The following is a 17,913-nucleotide window of genomic DNA, read 5'->3' as shown; positions in this document are numbered from 1 at the left end:
GCGACCGTCTGCGCCGACCGGTTCGGCACTTCGTCCGGCCCGAGCCGGCCGCGGGCCGGAGAATGGACAACGTCCCTGCGTTTGGTTCACCGCGCACCTGCAATTCCGAATTTGTCCCAAGTCGCGGTACGCGGTTGCGTACCGAGTTATCGCTCGTCCCCCGTGGGGCAGTGCTGATGGCGTGCATTGCTCCGGACTCAGCCGAAGATGTCGTCGAGGAAACCCCACCTGTCCTTTTTCTTCTTCTTCCCGTGGGAGTCCTTGCTCGTGCCGAAGAAGTCGTCATCGTCGCCCCAGAAGTCGTCCTTCTTCTCGCGCGGCGGCGGTGCCTGGTGGTGCGGCGCCGACATCGGTGCAGGTTGGTAGGGTGGCGGAGCCTGCGTGGCCTGGTGATGACCGCCGGACTGCAGATGGGTGCGGTAGGTCAGCAGGATCTGCTCCAGCTCACCGGCGTCGAGGTAGATGCCCTTGCAGTTGTCGCACTGCTCGAGATGAATCCCGTCCCGGTCGAAGGTGCGCATGGCGTGATGACATTTTGGACAGATCACAGAGGCAGGATAGGGTGATCTGCGCACGCTTGTCCCGCTCGTGCGGCTTCTTCGGGAATCGTCCGGTAATCGCTCGCCCATTCGATGTCACAGGACGACGCGAGAGCTGGAGAGGCGCAAGTGGACGATCGTGTAATTGATACCGCACATCGTGTTCGCCTGCCAGCGTCGTGGTGCGGCCGGATCGGCTGGAGCCGTATCGGCGGTGACTGTCCTACGCTGACCCGAGACGTCGTGGAAGGTGGTCGGGGTGCTGGCGGCAGAACCCGCGGTGCGGTGGCATGCGGTGGACGAGCAGATTCGCCGCATGGAGTCACGGCTGGTGACGGAGCACGACAGCGTGCCTCCCAGCCTGGTGCACGAGTGGGTCGAGCACGCCCGTGCGCGGCTGGGTGGTGCGGCTGTCCGGGACTTCGTCCCGTTGCTGGTGGAACGCGCGGTGCGGGCGCGCGTGCGGAAGTTCCCGGCCGAGGACGGGGAGATGTCCGGCACGCCGCTGACCAGCTGGGCGCGCAACACGGCGCACCGGCTGCTGGCCCGGCACTCGCCGCGCCGGTGGGCGCACTCGAGCGGCGTCGCGCGCCGCGCCGAGCAGGTCGCGCGCGTCGTGCCGGCCGGCGAGCGGGACGTGCTGGTCGCGGCGGCGTGGCTGCACGACATCGGCTACGCGGAAGAGGTGGCCGAAACGGGCCTGCACTCGCTCGACGGGGCGCGCTACCTGCTGCGGGCAGGCGTGCCCCGGCAGGTGTGCGACCTGGTGGCGCATCACTCCGGAGCCTCGGCCGTCGCGGAGGTGGTGGGCCTGCTCGACGAACTGATGGAGTTCGACGACGTGCAGGGCCGTCTCCGCGACGCGCTCTGGTACAGCGACATGACCACCGGGCCCGACGGTCAGCCGACCACGTTCGAGAACCGACTCGCCGAGATCCGTCTGCGGCGAGGGCCGGACGATCCGGTTGTGCGCGCTCTCGCCATCAACGTCGACGCACGCCGTGCAGCGGTCCGGCGCACCCATCGTTTGCTGCGCCGCACACTGGGGCACCCTTCGAGGGTCCTGGTCTGACGCCGCTCCCGCCGGGGACCGGCCGGTGGTGGGGTGTCGAACTCCTCCCGGCAGCTGAGATCGCGGCGAGTCGAAGCACGAATTTTTCCTGGGCCTGCGGCAAATGCGGGCAGCCTCGTCATGAGGGTGGCGTTGACGGCGGCGTCCACGGTCAGGGGCCGGCTGTGGGCGGACGGCTTCGTGGTGGAGCGCCACCTCTGCCCTCGTGCCGGGAACCGTGACCGGCACGAGGCCGAACAGGGCAGTGCTGCGGCGGTGCTACGCGTGAAAACGGCCCATCCCGGCGTGCCGGGGTGGAGGCCGGAGGCGATCCGCTGAGCCCACGAGCCGACCCGGATCTCGTCCTGTCACCGCCGTCGTGCCGTCGGCCGAGGCGGGATGTGGTGCCGCTCAGCGCGCCACAACTCGATTGCATTTGTCCTGCCCGTTGCCACTCCGGGCAATTGCGAAGAAGTAAGTAACTCTCGGGTAAGGGGCCGGTTCCCTGTTGGTGAGACGCTAAACATACAGTTTTTTGATGCCCATTCGCCGTGGATGGAATGCTCCTTTCGGCGGTGTTTGGGTGCAGGGGCCGAACGACACTGTTATCTTCGGCTGCGGCGGTGCCGGTTGTGCGCTGCCGCAGGTTTGTGTCTGCGGTTCTCCTCGGTGATGGTCGGCGAGTCCGACTCCGGCGAGGGTGAGACCGTGCCTGTTGTCAGCTCCGGGAGAAGGAGAGAGTTGTGGCCGAGGACGTTTATCAAGTGCTGATCAATGATGAAGAGCAGCGCTCGCTGTGGCCGTTGGGCAAAGAGGTTCCCGCGGGGTGGCGCAGCGAGGGCAAGGAGGGGTCGCGGCAGGAGTGCATGGACTACGTCGACACCGTGTGGACCGACATGCGGCCCCGTAGCCTGCGGGAACGCATGTCGGTCGACACCGCCGGCTGATCTCGCGGCGTGCGGGAACGCCGCCCGGACCGGCCAGGTGCGGCTCTGCCGGATCTCGTCAAACCTGGCGTTCGGGTGAATCGCAGCTATTTGCCGTGACCTTTCGCGATCATCATCAATGGCCGATGGGATTTGGGAACCAAATTGTGGGACTTCGTAACTCGGGGCTGACATCGTCGTTGGAACGTTGTATGGATGTTCGTCGGTGCTGTGAACTCCGGAGAGAATTCCTGCTGACGGGGAATGTGGCCGCAGAGTGAGCGGAAGTCTGCGCGGGAGTTATCGGTGCCTGTATGCGTGCCGCGTCCTGTGTCCTGGGACACAGCAGAACAGATCGATCAGAAGAACCAGACGTTCCGTGAGAGGAAATGGTGGAGCACTTACGCGAGGTGCTGAGACGTTCAGCACAGGACAACCAAGTACCCGGTGCACAGCTCGTCATATGGCGGGATGGTGAGGTCCGGGAGTTCGAGTTCGGTGAGGAACGGCACGGCACCGGGTGTGCGGTCAAACGCGACAGCAAGGTGCCCATCGGCTCCATCACCAAGACGTTCACCGCGACGCTGCTGATGGTCCTGGTGTCCGACGGCGACGTCGACCTGGACGAGCCGGTGGTGGAGTACCTGCCCGAACTGCGGCAGGCGCTCGGCGGCCACGCCGACGTGCTCACCGCCCGCCACCTGCTCAGCCACACCGGTGGCCTGCCCTCGGAGGTCGTCGCCCCGCCGGACGGCCGGGTGGCGCTGGCGGCCTCCGTGCAGGACGTCGTGCAGCCGCCGGGCGCCGGCTTCTCCTACTCCAACACGGGGTACGCGCTCATCGGCCGCCTGATCGAGGTGGCGACGGGCATGACCTGGGCGGAGGCGGTGCGCACGATCCTGCTCAAACCGCTGGGCATCGACCTCGGGTTCATCGGGGAGCAGGGCGGTGAGGCCACGGCCAGCGGCCACACCGTCAACCACGCGCTGCGCCTGGTGCGGCCCGTCGACCAGGAGCTGGACCTCGTCGAGGCGCCCGCCGGTGGTCTCGCCGCCAGCGCCGCCGACCTCGTCGAGCTGGCGAAGATGCACCTCGACCCCCGGCACGGCGGCATCGACCCGGGACTGGTCACTCCCGAGCACCTCGCGGAGATGTGCCGCCCGGTGCCGGGCGCGGAGCCGTTCGGGCTCGCGGACGGCTGGGGCCTCGGCCTGGCGATCTTCCGCGGTCACGGCACCGGGTGGCTCGGGCACGACGGTACCGCCGACGGCACCTCCTGCCACCTGCGCCTGAACCCCGAGTCCGGCACGGTCGTGGCCCTGACGGCCAACTCGTCCACCGGCGCCGCCCTGTGGCGGGACCTGCTGCCCGAACTGCGCGCGGTGGGCATCGACCTCACCGAGGGCGAAACGACGATCGACGCCGAGCCGAGCGTGTCGATCCCGCGCGAGTGCACCGGCACGTACGTCAACGGCGACACGGCGTTCTCCGTCGTGGTCGAGGGCGATGAGCTGCACCTGGTCGTCGACGACGAACCGGCCGCGCGGCTCGCGGTCCACGACGGGTTCGTCTTCTCCGTGACGGATCTGGCCAACGGCGCGACCGGTCGCCCCGGCCGCTTCCTGCGAGACCCCCGCAGCGGCCGGATCGACCGGATCCAGATCGGCGGCAGGGTCGCGGGCCGGCGGCACCGCGAACGCGACGTGGCCTGACGCCGCGGTTCCGCACCCTTTTCCTCTTCTCCTTGTACCCGTGGCGCTGTTGCGCGCCCAAAAAGAGGTTGGACGGCGATGACGCTCCACGACACAGTGCCCGCCACCACGTCGGCCGGTGGTCCTTTCCGCGCGGGGCAGCGGGACACGGTGGTCGGCCTGTTCACCGAGCAGGTCCGGCGCACTCCCGCCGCGGTGGCGGTGGCCGCCGACGACGGCGAGCACACCTACGCGGAACTGGACGCGCGCTCGGACCGGCTCGCGGGGTCCCTGCTGCGGCTGGGAGTCCGGCCGGAACAGCCGGTCGGTGTGCTCGTGGAGCGGTCGGCCGGCCTCGTGGCCGGTCTGCTCGCCGTGCTCAAGGCCGGGGGCGCGTACGTGCCGCTCGACGCTCGTGCGCCCGACGAGCGGATGGCGACCGTGCTGGCCGAGGCAGGGGTCTCGGTGCTGCTGACCGACGACACCTGGAAGAGCGTGGCGGAGCGTGTGCACGGCGGCCACGTGCTCCTCGTGAGCGACGAAGGGGAGTCCGCACCCGAGGTGCCGGTACACCCGGACAACCTGGCGTACGTCGTGTTCACCTCGGGGTCCACGGGGGTGCCGAAGGGCGTGGCGGCACGCCACCGCGACGTGGTGGACCTGGTGCGCGACGAGCGGTTCACCGGCGGCGCGCACGACCGCGTGCTGGTGCACTCACCGATGGCGTTCGACGCGTCGACCTACGAGCTGTGGGTGCCGCTGCTGAGCGGCGGCACCGCCGTGATCGCTCCTCCCGGCGACGTGGACGGCCAGGTCCTGCGGAAGGCGATCAACGAGCACGGCGTGACCGGGCTCTTCGTGACCTCGGGTCTGTTCCGCGTGCTGGCGCAGGACGACCCCGCCTGTCTGACGGGGCTGCGCGAGGTGTGGACCGGCGGTGACGTCGTGCCGGCCGCGGCGGTGCGGCGGGTGCTGCGGGCGTGCCCCGGCACCACCGTCGTGGACGTCTACGGCCCCACCGAGACGACCACGTTCGCCACCTGCCACCCCCTGCCCGAGCTCGGCGCGGTGCCCGACGTCCTGCCCATCGGCACGGCACTGGACGGCATGCGCCTGCACGTGCTCGACGAGGACCTGAACCCCGTTCCGGACGGGGAGACCGGTGAGCTGTTCATCGCGGGCGCCGGACTCGCCCGCGGCTACCTCCACCGCCCGGGCCTGACCGCGGACCGCTTCCTGGCCGACCCGTCCGGCGCACCCGGTGACCGCATGTACCGCACCGGCGACCTGGTCCGGTGGACGCCGCAGGGCGCCGTCGACTTCGTCGGCCGCGTCGACGAGCAGGTCAAGATCCGCGGCTTCCGCGTGGAGACCGCCGAGGTCGAGGCCGTGCTGGCCAAGCACCCCGAGGTCGTGCAGGCCGCGGTGCAGGCGCAGGTGGACCACAACGGGGTCAAGCGCCTGGTCGCGTACGTGGTGTCCACGGCGGCACCGTCCGAGGAAGAACTTCGCGCGTTCCTCCTGCGCTCGCTGCCGGACTACATGGTGCCGTCGGCGTTCGTGGCGCTGGACCGCCTTCCGCTCAACAGCAACGGCAAGGTCGACCGCAAGGCGCTGCCCGCACCCGACTGGGGCCGCGACCGGCGGGCCGGGCACGTCGCGCCCCGCACTCCCGCCGAACGCGCCATCGCACAGGCCTGGGCGGACGTGCTCGCGATCGATCCCGAACTGGTCGGCGCGCAGGACGACTTCCTGTCTCTGGGCGGCGACTCGATCCAGGCCCTGCGCGTGGTGTCACGGCTGCGCACGGCGCTCGACGTGCCGTTGTCGACCGGGGACCTGATGGGCGCGCGGACCGTGGCCGGCCTCGCCGACCTGCTGGCCGACCGCCTGCCCATCGCGGAGGACGACCGGATCACCCCCGTTCCGCACGGCGACGCTCTGCCGCTTTCCCCGGCACAGCGGCGGTTGTGGCTGCAGCACCAGCTCGACCCCGCCGCTACCGACTACAACACCGGCGTCGCCCTGCGGTTGCGCGGTCCGCTGGACCTGACCGCCCTGCGGGCCGCGCTCGACGGACTGGCCGAGCGGCACGAGACCATGCGCACCACCTTCGCCGAGGGCGACGGTCAAGGCGTGCAGGTGGTCGCCGCCCGTGCCGCGGTGCCGCTGAGGGTGGAGGACCTTTCCGCCGCCGCGAACCAGGACGACGCGCTGGACCGGTTGTGCGCGGAGGAGCTGACCACACCGTTCGACCTGGGCGCCGGCCCACTGGTGCGCGCCGTGCTGGCCAGGCTGGCCGAGCAGGACCACGTGCTGCTGCTCGACCAGCACCACGTCGTCACCGACGGCTGGTCGGTCCGGCTCCAGGTCGACGACCTGCTCGAGCTGTACCGGTGCGCCGTCCGAAGAACGACAGCCGACCTCAAGCCGCTCCCCGTGCGCTACGGCGACTTCGCGGCGTGGCAGCGACGCCGCCTCGACGACCCCTCCGTGCGGGAAGAGATCGGGCACTGGCGTCACGTCCTCGACGGCCTCGAACCGCTCGACCTGCCCACCGACCGGCCCCGCCCCGCGCAGCGCACCACGGCGGGCGCGGTGCACCGCGAAGCCCTGCCGAGCGAGCTGGTGCAGCGCCTGTCCGACATCAGCAGGGACGGCGGCACCACCCTGTTCACCACGCTGGCGGCCGCCGTGCAGCTGCTGCTGGCCCGCTACACCGGCCGCCGCGACGTGGCCGTGGGCACCGCGTCCGCCGGACGTGGCCGGCCGGAGCTCGACGACCTCGTCGGGTTCTTCGTCAACACCCTCGTCCTGCGGTCCACAGTGGACCCGGAGATGTCGTTCGAGCGGTTCCTGGCCGACGTCAAGGACACCGTGCTCGACGCGTTCGCCCACGACGAGGTCCCGTTCGACCGGCTCGTCGACGAGCTGCGCCCGGACCGGGACCCCAGCCGCACCCCGCTGGTCCAGGCACTCGTCGTGCTGCAGCAGGAGATGGTGCGCCCCGGGACGGTCGAGGCGCTGGACGTCACCGAGCACCACCTGCCGCGGCCGCGGGCGCGGTTCGAGCTGCTGGTGGAGTTCTGGCCGCGCAACGGCTCGCTGGACCTGTCCGTCGAGTACAACACCGACCTGTGGGACGCCACCACCATCCAGCGGATGGCCGGCCACCTCAGGACCCTGCTGGAGGCCATCGCCCCCGGCGTGCGCCTGGGTGAGCTGCCCCTGCTCGGGCAGCAGGAACGCCACCAGGTGCTGGAAGCGTTCAACGACACCGGCAGCCACGAACCGGCCACGGTCACCTCTCTGTTCGCCGACCAGGTCCGCCGCACACCCGATGCCGAGGCCGTGGTCGCCGGCAGCACGTCGCTGACCTACGCCGAGCTGGACGTGCGGGCCAACCGCCTGGCGCACCACCTGCTGCGCCACGGGCTGCGTCCCGAGAAGCCGGTCGCCCTGCTGCTGAGCCGCTCGGTGGACCTCGTGGTCGCCGAGCTGGCCGTGGTCAAGGCCGGCGGCGCCTACGTCCCGCTCGACACCAGGGCGCCCGCCGAGCGGCTGGCCGTCCTGCTGGAGGGATGCGGCACCGGGGTCGTCCTCACCGATGGCACGTGGCTCGCCACCGCGCAGAAGGTGCACCACGGGCACGTCGTCGTGCTGGGCACCGAAGAGGGAGCGCCCTCCGCACCGGACGTCCTGGTCCACCCGGACCAGGTGGCCTACGTCATGCACACCTCCGGGTCCACCGGCGTGCCCAAGGGCGTCGCCGTGCGGCACCGCGACGTGACCGACCTCGCGAGGGACCGGAGGTTCGCGGGCGGCGCGCACGACCGGGTCCTGCTGCACTCCGCGGCCGCGTTCGACGCCACCACCTACGAGCTGTGGGTGCCGCTGCTGAACGGCGGCACCGTCGTGGTCGCCCCGCCGGGGGACCTGGACGCCGACCGGCTCCGCGACCTGGTCACCCGGCACCGGCTGACCGGGCTGTGGCTGACCGCGGGCCTGTTCCGCGTCATCGCGCAGGACGCCCCGGAGTGCCTGACCGGGCTGCGCGAGGTGTGGACCGGTGGTGACGTCGTGCCCGCACCGGCGGTCCGTCGCGTGCTGCGCGTGTGCCCCGGCATCGCCGTGGTCGACGGCTACGGCCCGACCGAGACCACCACCTTCGCGACCTCGCACCGCATGACCGACGCCGACGCGGTCGGCGACCTGGTGCCCATCGGCCGCCCGCTCGACGGGATGCGCCTGCGCGTGCTCGACGAGAGCCTGTCGCCCACCCCGATCGGCGTGCCGGGCGAGCTGTTCATTGCCGGTTCGGGCCTGGCGCGCGGCTACGCGGGCCGGCCGGGGCTGACCGCGTCCCGGTTCGTCGCCGACCCGTTCGGCGCGCCGGGGGAGCGGATGTACCGCACCGGCGACCTGGTGCGGTGGCGGGCCGACGGCACGGTGGAGTTCGTCGGCCGCACCGACGACCAGGTCAAGATCCGCGGGTTCCGCGTCGAACCGGGCGAGGTCGACACCGCCCTGTCCGCGCACCCCGCCGTCGCCGGGTCGGTGACGGTCGTGCGCGCCGACGACACCGGCCGCAAGCGGCTGGTCGCCTACCTGACCGCGGCGGGCACCGCTCCGGACGTGGCCTCGTTGCGGGAGTTCCTCGGCCGCACGTTGCCGGACTACCTCGTGCCGTCGGCCTTCGTCGTCGTGGACGCGCTGCCGCTCAACGCGAGCGGCAAGGTCGACCGCCGCGCCCTGCCCGACCCGGTGTGGGCCACCACCACCGCGCACGTCGCGCCCGCCGGCGGACCGGAAGCCGTGCTGGCCGGGATCTGGGCGCAGCTGCTCGGCGTCGAGCGCGTGGGCGCCACCGACAACTTCTTCGAGCTGGGCGGCGACTCCATCCTCAGCATCCAGGTGGTGTCGCGCGCCCGGCAGGCCGGGCTGGCGCTCAGTCCCGGCGACCTGTTCCGGCACCCCACCGTGGCGGCGCTCGCGGCCGTGTCGGGCGTCGCCGGACCCGCCGTGGCCGACCAGGGCCGGGTGGCGGGCGACGTGCCGCTCACGCCGGTGCAGCGGTGGCTGTTCGCCACGAACCCCGGCTACCCCGAGCACTTCGACCAGGTGCTGACGGTGGAGCTGGCGTCCGATGTGGACATCGACGCCCTGCGCACGGCACTGGTCGCGCTGGTGGAGCACCACGACGCGTTGCGGATGCGGTTCGAGCGCACGGAGTCCGGGTGGCGGCAGCACAACGCGCCGGTCGAGCCGGCCGAGCTGCTCACCACCGGTCCGTGCCCCGGGTTCGACCTGGCGACCGGGCCGCTGCTGCACGCCGAGCTGCGACACCCGTTGCTGCGCTTGACGATCCACCACCTCGTCGTGGACGGCGTGTCGTGGCGCGTCCTGCTGGAGGACCTCGTCACCGCCTACGACCAGGCGGTGCGCGGCGAGCCCGTCCGGCTCGCCGCGAAGACGACGTCGTTCAGGGACTGGGCGCACCGGCTCACCCGGCACACCGCCGGCGGTGGTTTCGACGACGAGCGCGACCACTGGACGGCGACCGCCTCGGTGGACCCGTCCCTGCCCGTCGACCACGACGGTCCCAACACCGCCGGGTCCACCCGGGCCGTCTCGGTCCGGCTCGACGCGGAGACCACCAGGGCGCTGCTGCAGGACGTGCCCGGCGCGTACCGCACGCAGGTCAACGACGTGCTGCTGAGCGCTCTCGGCCGGGTGCTGGCCGACTGGACCGGCCGCACGCGGGTGCCCGTGGACCTGGAGGGCCACGGCCGCGAGGACGTGCTCGACGGAGTCGACCTCTCCCGCACGGTCGGCTGGTTCACCTCGATCTTCCCGGTCGCGCTGGACGTGCCCGGCGGTGACGAGCCCGGCGGTGATTGGGGAGCGGTCCTCAAGTCCGTCAAGGAACAGCTGCGCGCGGTGCCGCGCAAGGGGATCGGGTACGGCGCGCTGCACGAGCCCGGCGCCGGCGGACCGCAGATCAGCTTCAACTACCTCGGCCGCCTCGACTGGTCCGCCGTCGAGGGCGGCGTGCTGCACACCGTGCGCGGCAGCCTGGAGCTCGACAGCGCACCGGAGGCCCCGCGCCCGCACCTGCTCGACGTCGTCGGCGCGGTCGAGCACGGCTGCCTCGACCTCACCTGGTACTTCAGCGACCGGGTGCACGACCGGCGGACCGTGCGGGACCTGGCCGAGGCGATGGCCGCGGCCCTGCGGGAGGTCGTGGCACACTGCGCCCGGCCGGGTGCGGGCGGCAGGACGCCGTCGGACTTCCCGCTGGCGCGGCTCGACCAGGCCGCGGTGGACCGGCTGGCCGGTGACGGCCGTGACGTGGAGGACGTCTACCCGCTGACGCCGATGCAGGCGGGCATGGTCTTCCACGGCCTGGTCGACGGCACGACCTCCGGCGCGTACTTCAACCAGGTCCGCTTCCGGCTCTCCGGCGTGACCGACCCGCTGGTGCTGGGCGAGGCCTGGCAACGCGTCGTGGACCGCAACGCCGTGCTGCGCAGCGAGGTCGTCTGGGACGGGCTCGCGGAACCGCTGCAGCTCGTGCGCCCCGACGTCGCCCTGCCGATCACCCACCTCGACTGGAGCGGTCTCGACGAGGACGAGCAGCTGCGCGCACTGCTGGAGAGCGACCGCGCGGCCGGGCTGGACCTCGCCACCGCGCCGCTGATGCGCGTCGCGATCGCCCGCCTGGCGCACGACGAGGTGCTGGTGCTGTGGACGTTCCACCACGTCCTGCTCGACGGGTGGAGCGCCGCCCAGCTGTTCACCGAGGTCTGCGAGCACCACGCGGCCATCACCCGCGGCACCCCGGGACCCGCCGCGGCCCGCCCGCCGTTCCGCGAGTACCTGCACTGGCTCGACCGGCAGGACGGCGAGCAGGCCGAGCGGTACTGGCGGCGGGTGCTCGACGGCTTCGCCGAGACGACCCCGCTGCCGTTCGACCGCCGCCCGGTCGACGCGCACCGCGCGCAGTCCGGTGGCACCGTCCGCTTCGAGCTGACCGCCGGCAGCACCGAACGGCTGCGCGAAGCGGCCCAGCGCCACGGGTTGACCGTCAACACCGTGGTACAGGGCGCATGGGCGGTGTTGCTGGCCCGCTACGCCGGTGCGTCCGACGTCGTGTTCGGCACCACCGTGTCCGGCCGGCCCGCCGACCTGCCCGGCGTCGAGTCGACCGTCGGCATGTTCATCAACACCGTGCCCACCAGGGTCGCCGTCGACCGCGGCCGTGACCAGCTGTCGTGGCTGCGGGAGCTGCAGGCCGACCAGGCGGAGGCGCGGCGCTTCGAGCACGTGCCCCTGTCGCGGCTGCGCGGGTGGAGCGACCTGCCCGGTGGCGCGAACCTCTTCGACAGCATCGTGGTGTTCGAGAACTACCCGTTCGACGAGGACGCGATGGCCGCGCACGGCCTGCGGCTGCACGACGTGCACGCGCACGAGCCCACCAACTACGCCCTCACGGTCGTGGTGTCGCCGGGACCGCGCCTCGTGGTCGAGCTGGACCACGACCCGGCGCTGTTCGACGAGGCGACGGTGCGGCGGCTCGGCCGGCACCTGCGGATGCTGCTGGACGACGTGCTGGTGGACCCCGCGCTGCCGCTGGGCGAGCTGCGGCTGCTCGACGACGCCGAACGCGAGCAGGTGCTGGTCGAGTGGAACCCGGCCGGCCGGGACTTCCCGGTGGCGACGCTGCCCCGGTTGTTCGCCGAGCAGGCCGCGCGCACCCCGGACGCCGTCGCGGTCACCTGCGAGGGCGAGCACCTGAGCTACGCCGAGCTCGACGCCCGCGCCAACCGGCTGGCGCACCTGCTGGCCGGACGCGGTGCCGGACCGGAGGAGTACGTCGCGCTGCGGCTGCCGCGGTCGACCGACCTGGTCGTGGCGGTGCTGGGCGTGCTCAAGTCCGGCGCGGCCTACCTGCCGATCGACCCGTCCTACCCGGAGGACCGGATCGCGGGGATGGTCGAGGACACCCGGCCGGTGACCGTGCTGACCGAGCTGCCGGACCTGTCCGGCATGCCGTCCACGGCACCGGAAGTGCTGCTGCGGCCGGAAAATCCCGCGTACGTCATCTACACGTCCGGTTCCACCGGCAGGCCCAAGGGCGTCGTCGTGCCGCACGCCAACGTGGCCCGGTTGTTCTCGGCCACCGACGCCTGGTTCGGGTTCGGTGCCGACGACGTGTGGACCCTGTTCCACAGCTACGCCTTCGACTTCTCGGTGTGGGAGCTGTGGGGGCCGCTGCTGCACGGCGGGCGGCTCGTGGTCGTGCCGCACGAGGTGTCGCGCTCGCCGCGCGAGTTCGCCGCACTGCTGGCGCGGGAACGGGTCACGGTGCTCAACCAGACGCCGTCGGCCTTCTACCAGCTGATCGCCGAACAACCGCGGGACCTCTCCCTGCGGTACGTGGTCTTCGGCGGTGAGGCGCTGGACGTGCGCAAGCTGGCGGCCTGGAACGGTCCCGGCGAGCTGATCAACATGTACGGCATCACCGAGACCACCGTGCACGTCACGTGGACACCCGCGGACGGCACCGTCGGCGAACCCATCCCGGACCTGCGCGTGTACGTCCTCGACGAGGACCTGCGGCCGGTGCCGCCCGGCGTCGTCGGCGAGATGCACGTCGCCGGCGCCGGACTGGCCCGCGGGTACCTCAACCGGCCGGGCCTGACCGCGTCCCGGTTCGTCGCCGACCCGTTCGGCGAGCCCGGCTCCCGCATGTACCGCACGGGCGACCTGGCGCGCTGGAAGGACGGCCGGCTCGACTACCTCGGCCGCGCCGACCACCAGGTCAAGATCCGCGGCTTCCGCATCGAGCTCGGCGAGGTCGAGGCCGCGCTCGAAGCGCACGACGACGTCACCGCCGCGGTCGCCGACGTCCGCGAGCACGCCGGGCGCAAGGTCCTCGTCGGCTACGTCGTGGGCGGCCGGGGCGTCGACCTGCGCGCGTTCCTGGCGCGGACCCTGCCCGACCACATGGTGCCCTCGTCGTTCGTGCACCTGGACCGCCTTCCGTTGACCGGCAACGGAAAGCTCGACCGCAAGGCGCTGCCCGCGCCGGAGTGGGAGACGACCGGCGCCCGGCACGTCGAGCCGCGCACGGAAGCCGAGCGCGTGCTCGCGGACATCTGGGCGCAGGTGCTGGGACTCGAGCGGGTCGGCGTCGAGGACGACTTCTTCGAGCTGGGCGGTGACTCGATCATCAGCATCCAGGTCGTGTCGCGGGCCCGGCAGGCGGGCTACGGCCTGGCGCCGCGGGATCTGTTCAACCACCCCACGGTGGCCGCGCTCGCGGCGGCCGTGCCTGCTGCCCAGACCACGGCCGGTGTGCCGCAGGGACCGGTGGCCGGCGAGGTTCCGCTCACCCCGATCCAGCGCTGGTTCCTCGACACCGAGCCGCCGCATCCCGAGCACTTCGACCAGTTCGTCGAGGTCGAGTTCACCGACGAGGTCGACCCTGCGGCGTTGCGCAAGGCGTTGGCGGGCCTGGTGGAACACCACGACGCACTGCGGATGCGGTTCGACCGCACGGGCTCCGGCTGGCGGCAGCACAACCCGCCGGTCGGTCCCACCGACGTGCTGTCCGAAGTGGACTCCGGGTTCGACCTGAGCCGCGGACCGCTGCTGCGGGCCACGCTCACGTCCCGCACGCTGCGGCTCACCGCGCACCACCTGGTCGTCGACGGGGTGTCGTGGCGGGTCCTGCTGGAGGACCTGGAGACCGCCTACGGCCAGGCCCTGCGCGGTGAGGAGGTCGTCCTCACGGCCAAGACGACGTCGTTCCGCGAGTGGGCGCTGCGCCTCGCCGAGTACACCGCCGGTGGCGGGTTCGACGACGAGGCCGACCACTGGGCGGGCGTGACCGGCGACCCCGCCGTGCCCGTCGACCGCCACGGCACCGGCACGACCGGTTCCGTGCGCGGTGTCGCGGTCGAGCTGGACGCCGACCTGACCAGGGCGCTGTTGCAGGACGTGCCCGCCGTGTACCGCACGCAGGTCAACGACGTGCTGCTCAGCGCGTTGGGACGGGTGCTGGCGGGGTGGACGGGCCGGGACCGGGTGCTGGTCGACCTGGAGGGCCACGGCCGCGACGGCGACTTCCTCGACGGTGTGGACCTGTCCCGCACGGTCGGCTGGTTCACCTCGGTGTTCCCGGTGGCGCTCGACGTGCCGGCCGGGGACTGGGGCGAGGTGCTGAAAGCGACCAAGGAACGGCTGCGCGCGGTGCCCCGGCGCGGCATCGGCCACGGCGCGCGGTACGGCGGAGTGCGGCCGGCTGTCGCGTTCAACTACCTCGGGCAGTTCGACGGTGCCGCGGGCGGCGAAGCGTTCCGCACGATCGGTGGACTGGGTGCGGACGCCGCGCCCGACACGCCCCGGCACCACCTGCTCGACGTCGTCGGTGCGGTTCAGGACAAGCGGCTCCAGCTCACCTGGTACTACAGCGACGAGGTGCACGACGAGGCGACGGTGCGGGCCTTGGCCGAGGCGATGACGTCGGCGTTGCGGGAGGTCGTGACGCACTGCGCCGAGCCGGGTGCGGGCGGCCGGACGCCGTCGGACTTCCCGTTGGCGGGCCTGGACCAGGCCGCGGTGGACCGGATCGTCGGAGACGGCCGTGACGTCGAGGACGTCTATCCGTTGACGCCGATGCAGGCGGGCATGGTGTTCCACAGCCTGTCCCACGGCCACGAAGGCCTCTACACCGAACGGCTCTCCTTCGTCCTCGACGGCGTCACGGACGTGGAGGCGCTGGAGCGTGCGTGGCGCGAAGTGGTGGCACGCACGCCGATCCTGCGCAGCCGCGTCGTGTGGGAGGGCGTCGACCGGCCGGTGCAGGTGGTGTGCCGCGAGGTCGACCTGCCGGGTGGCGGTGTGGCTGTCGGCGAACTCGACCTCGGCACCGCGCCGCTGATGCGGCTGGACCTGACGCGCGAGTCGGACACGGCCGTGCGGGTCGGGTGGACGTTCCACCACGTGCTGCTCGACGGGTGGAGCACGTTCCAGGTGCTCAACGACGTGATCACCTGCTACGCGGCCTTCACCGCCGGGCGCTGGGCGGAGCTCCCGTCCCGCCGCCCGTTCGGCGACTACCTGCGCTGGCTGTCCACACAGGACCCGGCCGAGGCGGAAACGCACTGGCGGCAGGCGCTGCGCGGGTTCGAGGCCCCCACACCGCTGCCGCTCGACCGGCCCGCCGAACCGGGTCACGCCACCCGCTCCGCCGAGTGGACCACGATGACGCTGCCCGGCAACGGGTTGCGCGAGTTCGCCCAGCGCAACGGGTTGACGCTCAACGCCGTCGTGCAGGGCGCGTGGGCGCTGCTGCTGTCGCGCTACAGCGGGCAGAACGACGTGTGCTTCGGTTCCACCGTGTCCGGCCGCCCGGTCGAGCTGGCCGGCGCGGACGCCATCACCGGCATGTTCATCAACACCCTGCCCGTGCGGACGGCGATCGCGGAGGACGAGCCGGTCGCGGTGTGGCTGAGGAGGCTGCAGGCGGAGCAGGCCGAGGCCCGGCGGTTCGAGCACGTGTCGCTCGCGGACCTGCAGGCGTGGACCGGCACGGAGCTGTTCAGCAGCATCGTGGTGTTCGAGAACTACCCGGTCGACGAGGTCGCGACCCACGGCGTCACCGTCCGCGACCTGGACGCCGTGGAGACGACCAACTACCCGCTGAGCGTGGGGGTTCGCCCCGGCGAGGAGCTGGAGTTCCGGCTGAGCTACGACCCGGCGCTGTTCGACCCCGCCACGGTCGAGCGCGTCGGGGGCCACCTCGCCACGGCGTTGCTCGGCCTGGCCGCCGATCCTGACCGGGCCGTGGGCGAGGTCGACGTCCTCGGCGAGGCCGAGCGGCGGCTCGTCCTCCCGGAGCGGGCGGAGCTCCGCGTTCCGCACGCGACCGTCGTGGAGCTGTTCGCCGCACAGGTGGACCGGACGCCCGACGAGACGGCCGTGGTCGCCGGCGACACGTCGCTCACCTATGCCGGGCTGGACGCTCGCGCGAACCGGTTGGCACAGCGGCTGATCTCGCTCGGCGTGCGCCCCGAGGAACGCGTCGGCGTGCTGCTGCGCCGATCCGCCGACGTCGTGGTGGCGGTGCTCGCCGTGCTCAAGGCGGGCGGCGCGTACCTGCCGCTGGACAGCAGGGCTCCGGCGGAACGGCAACGACTGGTGCTGGAGCAGGCCGGGAGCCGGGTGCTGATCACCGATTCGGACGTCGTCCCGTTCGACGGGCACGTCGTGGTCCCCGACGGCGAGCAGTCGGCCGATCGGCCCGCCATCACCACGCACCCGGACGGACTGGCCTACGTGGAGTTCACCTCGGGCTCGACCGGCACGCCCAAGGGTGTCGCGGTGCGGCACCGGGACGTCGCCGCGCTGGCACTGGACTCCCGGTTCGACAGCCCGGCGCACCGGACCGTGCTCCTGCACTCGCCGCTGGCGTTCGACGCGTCGACCTACGAGCTGTGGGTGCCGCTGCTGCGGGGTGGCCGGGTGGTCGTCGCGCCGCCGGAAGACCTCGACGCTGCCGCGTTGCGCGACCTGGTCACCGCGCACGGCGTGACGGCGCTCTGGCTGACCGCGGGCCTGTTCCGCGTGCTGGCGCAGGACTCGCCGGACTGCCTGGCGGGCGTGAACGAGGTGTGGACCGGCGGTGACGTCGTGCCTGCCGCCGCGGTCCGCCGGGTGCTGGCGGCCTGTCCCGGTCTGGTGGTGGCCGACGGGTACGGGCCGACCGAGACCACGACGTTCGCCACCTCGTACCGGATGACCGGCCAGGACGACGTGCCGGACACCGTGCCGATCGGCTCCGCGCTCGACGGCATGGGCACGTACGTGCTGGACGACCGGCTGCGCCCGGTGCCGATCGGTGTGCCGGGCGAGCTCTACCTCGCGGGTGCCGGTCTGGCCCGCGGGTACCTCGACCGGCCCGGCCTCACGGCCTCCAGGTTCGTCGCCTGCCCGTTCGGCACACCGGGGGAGCGGATGTACCGCACCGGCGACGTCGTGCGGTGGCTGCCCGGTGGTGTGCTGGAGTTCGCCGGCCGCGCCGACGACCAGGTGAAGCTGCGCGGCTTCCGCATCGAGCTCGGTGAGGTCGAGGCGGTGCTGGCACGGCATCCCGGCGTGGGCGGGCTGGTCGTGGTGGTCCGCGAGGACGACCTCGGCGGCAAGCGGCTCGTGGCCTACCTGGTGCCCGCCGACCCCGCTCGTGCTCCGGAACCGGCGGAGCTGACGGCGTTCGCGGGACGGTCCCTGCCCGACTACATGGTGCCCTCGGTGTTCGTCGCGCTCGACGCGTTGCCGTTGAGCGCCAACGGGAAGGTCGACCGGGCCGCGCTACCCGAACCGTCGGTGACCGCGCCCGCCGCGAGGTACGTGGCGCCCAGGACCGAGACCGAGGAGGTCATGGCCGCGATCTGGGCCGAGGTGCTGGGTGTGGAGCGCGTCGGCGCCGAGGACGACTTCATCGCACTCGGCGGCGACTCCATGCGCAGCCTGCTCGTCACGTCCCGCTGCCGCGCGGCCTTCGACGTGCCGCTGACCCCGCACGACGTCCTCACCGCCCGCACGGTCGCCGACCTCGCGGGACTGGTCGAGGAGAAGATCCTGCTCGAGCTCGAACGACTCGCCCTCGAAGACGGCGCCAACCAGGAACTGTGAGGAGA

The 17,913-nt window shown here is 72.2% G+C and carries 6 protein-coding genes; 5 read left to right on the top strand and 1 reads right to left on the bottom strand.

Features of this window, described 5'->3' with window-relative positions:
- Positions 1–197: 197 nt before the first annotated feature.
- On the bottom strand, positions 198–629 hold the full coding sequence (locus BLQ91_RS11985; protein ID WP_425412462.1) for a TFIIB-type zinc ribbon-containing protein: 432 nt from the start codon (positions 627–629) through the stop codon (positions 198–200).
- A gap of 169 nt (positions 630–798) precedes the next feature.
- Here BLQ91_RS11985 and BLQ91_RS11980 point away from each other — a divergent pair, with 169 nt between their 5' ends.
- The 5 genes from BLQ91_RS11980 (at position 799) to BLQ91_RS11960 (ending at position 17,908) form a co-directional block, all read left to right on the top strand.
- Positions 799–1,611, top strand: a complete 813-nt coding sequence (locus BLQ91_RS11980) for a three-helix bundle dimerization domain-containing protein (protein WP_245733354.1) — start codon at positions 799–801, stop codon at positions 1,609–1,611.
- Between the two features lie 120 nt (positions 1,612–1,731).
- Positions 1,732–1,929, top strand: a complete 198-nt coding sequence (locus tag BLQ91_RS11975; protein ID WP_143022609.1) for a hypothetical protein — start codon at positions 1,732–1,734, stop codon at positions 1,927–1,929.
- Positions 1,930–2,333: 404 nt separating this feature from the next.
- Complete coding sequence (locus BLQ91_RS11970; RefSeq protein WP_090096879.1) at positions 2,334–2,537, top strand: MbtH family protein; 204 nt, start codon at positions 2,334–2,336, stop codon at positions 2,535–2,537.
- A gap of 368 nt (positions 2,538–2,905) precedes the next feature.
- Complete coding sequence (locus tag BLQ91_RS11965; RefSeq protein WP_090096878.1) at positions 2,906–4,228, top strand: serine hydrolase domain-containing protein; 1,323 nt, start codon at positions 2,906–2,908, stop codon at positions 4,226–4,228.
- A 78-nt stretch (positions 4,229–4,306) separates the two neighbouring features.
- Positions 4,307–17,908: a non-ribosomal peptide synthetase gene (locus BLQ91_RS11960; protein WP_090096877.1), complete on the top strand. Its 13,602-nt coding sequence runs from the start codon at positions 4,307–4,309 to the stop codon at positions 17,906–17,908.
- The last annotated feature ends 5 nt before the right edge of the window (positions 17,909–17,913 follow it).

Origin of the sequence: Lentzea jiangxiensis, assembly GCF_900104175.1 — a bacterium.
Classification (GTDB): domain Bacteria; phylum Actinomycetota; class Actinomycetes; order Mycobacteriales; family Pseudonocardiaceae; genus Lentzea; species Lentzea jiangxiensis.
The sequence above is the reverse complement of the archived record's forward strand: the minus strand, read 5'-3'. Positions and strand labels throughout refer to the sequence as shown.